Origin of the sequence: Lentilactobacillus sp., assembly GCF_040773105.1 — a bacterium.
Lineage (GTDB): Bacteria > Bacillota > Bacilli > Lactobacillales > Lactobacillaceae > Lentilactobacillus > Lentilactobacillus parabuchneri.
Map to the genome: position 1 here is coordinate 1 of NZ_JAXGWW010000188.1, position 4,112 is coordinate 4,112.

Annotated in this window: 4 protein-coding genes and 1 pseudogene; 3 read left to right on the plus strand and 2 right to left on the minus strand. The window is 40.6% G+C overall.

Translation table 11 applies throughout. The features are described 5' to 3' along the window. Nucleotides 1-95 precede the first annotated feature (95 nt). The 3 genes from AB3112_RS09005 to AB3112_RS09015 all read left to right on the plus strand — a co-directional run bounded on the left by AB3112_RS09005 (nt 96) and on the right by AB3112_RS09015 (nt 2,410). Entirely contained in the window at nt 96-1,391 is a 1,296-nt protein-coding gene (locus AB3112_RS09005; protein ID WP_143441805.1) for an MFS transporter, read from the plus strand. Between the two features lie 195 nt (nt 1,392-1,586). Continuing rightward, nucleotides 1,587-1,778, plus strand: a complete 192-nt coding sequence (locus tag AB3112_RS09010) for a hypothetical protein (protein WP_057909825.1) — start codon at nt 1,587-1,589, stop codon at nt 1,776-1,778. Nucleotides 1,779-1,879: 101 nt separating this feature from the next. Beyond that, nucleotides 1,880-2,410: a hypothetical protein gene (locus AB3112_RS09015; protein WP_084973898.1), complete on the plus strand. Its 531-nt coding sequence runs from the start codon at nt 1,880-1,882 to the stop codon at nt 2,408-2,410. 138 nt (nt 2,411-2,548) lie between these two features. On the opposite strand, the gene AB3112_RS09020 is transcribed toward AB3112_RS09015, so the two are convergent. Both AB3112_RS09020 and AB3112_RS09025 read right to left on the minus strand, forming a co-directional pair. Continuing rightward, complete coding sequence (locus AB3112_RS09020; RefSeq protein WP_084973900.1) at nt 2,549-3,742, minus strand: ATP-binding protein; 1,194 nt, start codon at nt 3,740-3,742, stop codon at nt 2,549-2,551. Nucleotides 3,743-3,889: 147 nt separating this feature from the next. Continuing rightward, a pseudogene (locus AB3112_RS09025) lies at nt 3,890-4,112 on the minus strand (class II fumarate hydratase); the annotation flags it as partial.

Sequence of the window (4,112 nt, forward strand, 5' to 3'; positions counted from 1 at the left end):
ACTACGAGGCCAGTATCCCAAGCTTTGATTAGCAGCGGCGTGCTTCAGTGAATCAATCCCTGAGGTGATGGAAAAAATGACGTTATTGGAGGCAGATGCCTATGGAAAGACCGATCACATTACAAGGTCGAATCGACCGAACGAAAGAATCTCCATTGTTTTATGAAATTTTTGCCCTGGTTTCCGGCGGCATGTTTTTGGACGCAGTTGACGTTTACTTAGCCAGCGCAGTGGCAACAACTGTTTTAAAAGACGGCTGGTCCACCTTGCAGCAAAACTCTTACTTTTTATCCAGTGGCTTTTTAGGCCTATTTATCGGCTCACTGATTGCTGGGTTTATTGGTGATTTAAAGGGACGCCGAGTCGCTTATCAAATTAACCTGTTGATGTTTGGCGGCTTTACCTTTTTAGGGGCATTCTCACCTAATATGTCGTTTTTAATTTTCTGTCGCTTAATGTCAAGTATTGGCCTTGGGTCTGAAATTGTGACTGGTTATTCGATGGTGAATGAATTTGCACCAATCCACAGTCGTGGCAAGTGGTGTGCCACAACGTCATTGGTTGCGAATTGTGGTGCTCCGGTCACAATGATTTTAGCGAGTGCAATCATTCCCCGCTTCGGTTGGCGGGTAATGTTTATGGGTGTTGGAATCGTGGCTGCCATTTTGTGGTATCTACGGCGAAATATTCCAGAATCTCCCCGTTGGCTAATGGCTCACGGAAGAAACGATGAAGCACAAGAAATTATTCAAAAGTTGGAGGTCAATGGCGTTAATGAGGACGTAACACCAATCGTTAAGAAGCATGAAGTTGTTCACCATTCGCTTGGAGTTAGTTTATTTGTCGCAACGGTTGCGGCCTCTGCTACGATCATTTGCCAATACACCTTCACGTCTTGGGTTCCAACCTTGCTAAGCAATCGGGGTATCAATATTTCTGGTTCCTTGTGGATGTCGGCCTTTATGATGGTCGGCGCTCCGGTTGGCTGTGCAATTGGTGCCTACTTAGTTGACCGAATTGGTCGCAAAAAGACGATTGCCCCAGCATTCTTCATGACAGCCATCTTTGGATTTATGTATGGTCAGCAGTCAACGGTTGCTGGCGTTATGACAATTGGGTTCTTATTGGAAGTGTGTTTCTATGTGTTGATGGCCTCAGTGATTGCCGTTTACGTGGCAGAACTTTTCCCGACCAAATTCCGGTTCCGCGGATCAGGGATTGCTAATGGCGCAGCCAAGTTGTTCACGGTGGCCATGCCAATCGTCGTTGCTTGGATGCTCAAAGTCACAAGTCCCAACATGATTTTTTGGACAATTGGCGGCATTGCGCTGTTTGCCGGGATCGTTGTTTGGGTATTTGGTGATGAAACGAACCAAAAGGATATCGGCTAAAACGGGATAGCTAACCTTAAGGTGAATATGTCTTGTTGCATTTCAAATATTGTTGTTATAAGCCGTTTTTGGAAAAAAAGTTGTATATTAGATTGAGTTTATGAAACTATATGCTAGTTGCTTGACTTATGAATTGGATCTTTGTACACTTACACCAACTTAGACAACGGTAAGGGAATGAAACGGGGCTTTTTCATGACTGCAAAGAGAATAATATTTGCGATTATTTTTATCATCTTGAATCTGGTTGCCGCTTATCTCTTAGTCGATCCATTTATGTCAATCGTCTATCGACAATTTCAAGAGGCGGACCTATTCAAAATTATTCTGGTATTGACTGTCACACTGGTGCTGGATGTGGGCACCTATCAAGAAGTGATTAATTAAAGAACTGCCATCGGATGGTTTCTGATGGCAGTTTTGTTTTATCCAATTTAGTGGTACGTTATAACTATTAAGAAATATTTGATATTAGAAGGTGTTCCTCTATGGAAAAGCTGACGGTGAATAAATCAGTTGTGAAATCCCTTTTTTGGTATGGCGCATTTATTTGGTTGATTGGCTTATTGATCATCATTCCGCACTTTAAGGAAATTGTCCCAGTTGCAAGTGGCATCGGGATTTCCGATACGAAAATTTCCAACGCACTATACTTTGCGTGGCGGCTACCACTCACATATCTGGTTTTCTCACTCATCCATACGAAATGGTCGGTGGTTATCCCAGCAGTTTGGTACTATTCAGCGTTTGCAATTCGGACTTTGATGGTGGTATTACTTTTTTCTAAAGGACAATTTGTTAACGGGACGGGTTACCTGCTCCACACGTTGGTATTTGGTGCCGTCGTTTACGTGTTTTCTTTGATAACCTTACGAATTATTCATAATAACATGTTTATTCAGAGTGAGCATTATCTGGTAAGGTGGTTTGGGGCTTTAAAAATGTCGTTGAGGGAGCTTTGGCAGCCCTTGCTGGGGAGCTATGTTCTTTACTTATTAGTGAGTTTGTTTGCTGGTTAGCGCTTGAAGGCTTGCCGATTCCTTTGAAATCAGCTATTATTGACAATTTCAGTTGTCATTTCGATTCGTGAGATCCCAAAGTTTAAACTTAAAAAGGGGCCTGCAGTCAAATCGCAGACCCCTTTTTAAATTTTCGAATTAATCTTCTGATAATAACCAGTCAACAACGTTAATCACTGGTATCCCATCGATTTCTTTAAATTCATAATATCTTTGTGTAATGAGTATTTTTTTGTAATTGTCGCGGATGTTTAAAAGATTGTCGGTTTCATGTGTATTATTAGGAATCTCATACGTAACTTGGACATAAAGGATTTCATCAACCTTTCGGGCAACAAAATCGACTTCTTTGGAGTCTAGTTTTCCAACATCTACTGTGTAGCCACGACGGATTAATTCCAGAAAAACAATATTTTCTAACTGACCGCCATAATTTCCTGGATGTTTGCTGACGGCATTTCTCCTGAGGCCGGGATCAACGATAAAATATTTTCCACTGGTTTTGAGGTATTCTTTTCCACGAATATTGTATTGTCGAGTTCTGTAGAATAAAAATGCATTTTCAAGTAATGTTAAGTAACGTTCAATGGTGTGATTGCTGGTTTTAAAGCCATTACTCGATAATGTATTCGCAATTTTGGTTGGCTTTACTAACTGGCCAACATTATCAGATAGAAATGCGACTAATGAACTTAAAATGTCAGTATCGCGAATTCCTGATCGCATCGAGACATCGTTTAAAATAATCGTATCATAAATGCCGGAAAGAATGGTATCCTTAATTTCTTTTGACGCTAAGACAACAGATGGGAATCCACCATATTGCTCGTACTCTGAGAAAGCATTATCGACTTGCCTAGCGTTTGGATCAATGTTCTTTGCTAGTAGAAATTCTTTGAACGAAAATGGATATACTGGAATTTCTACATATCGGCCACTTAGCAAAGTTGCGAGTTCTCCAGATAACATTTGTGCATTTGAACCTGTGATGACAATATCGCAGTTGAAGCTGACTCTAACAGCGTTAACGACTCGTTGCCAACCATCGACCATTTGAATTTCGTCAAGAAGTAGATAAGTCCGGACATTTTTGTTAAGTCGTTTTGAAAGAAGTTGACTCAATTGGTCTTGACTCTGGACCGAAAGCAGATCAAAGTCTTCAAAATTCAGATAAATGATGTTTTGCTCTGAGATTCCTTGTGATATGAGATAATCGCGATATAGCATCAGTAAGACGGATTTTCCAGAGCGGCGGACGCCGGTGATGATTTTAATATTATCATTATCTTTAAATTGGATTAATTGTTTTAAGTAAGTTGGTCTTTGAAGCATTTAATCTCACCTCCAGGTTAAAACTATACTTCCATTATATGAGAAAATATTAAAAAATGGAAGTATAGTTCCTTTTTAAATGGATATCTAAAAAAATGGAAGTATAGTTCCAAATAAAAATGGATTGTAAGTCGCAATCCATTTGATTTATTTTCGGTCATTATTAGTCATATCAATCGGCCGCATCCACTTATCAAAGTCAGCGGAACTGACATAACCCAATTTCAGGGCGGCGACTTTCAATTTTGTGCCGTCTGTATGAGCAAGTTGAGCAATTTCGGCTGCTTTGTGGTAGCCAATGTGAGGGGACAGCGCCGTCACAGTCATCAGTGAGTTGTCCACCAATTGCTGCATTCGGTCCACATTGACG

Excerpts from the sequence above, each read along its gene's own strand:
- AB3112_RS09005 (WP_143441805.1), top strand. The coding sequence starts at position 96 with ATGCCTATGGAAAGACCGATCACATTACAAGGTCGAATCGACCGAACG.
- AB3112_RS09010 (WP_057909825.1), top strand. The coding sequence starts at position 1,587 with ATGACTGCAAAGAGAATAATATTTGCGATTATTTTTATCATCTTGAAT.
- AB3112_RS09015 (WP_084973898.1), top strand. The coding sequence starts at position 1,880 with ATGGAAAAGCTGACGGTGAATAAATCAGTTGTGAAATCCCTTTTTTGG.
- AB3112_RS09020 (WP_084973900.1), bottom strand. The coding sequence starts at position 3,742 with ATGCTTCAAAGACCAACTTACTTAAAACAATTAATCCAATTTAAAGAT.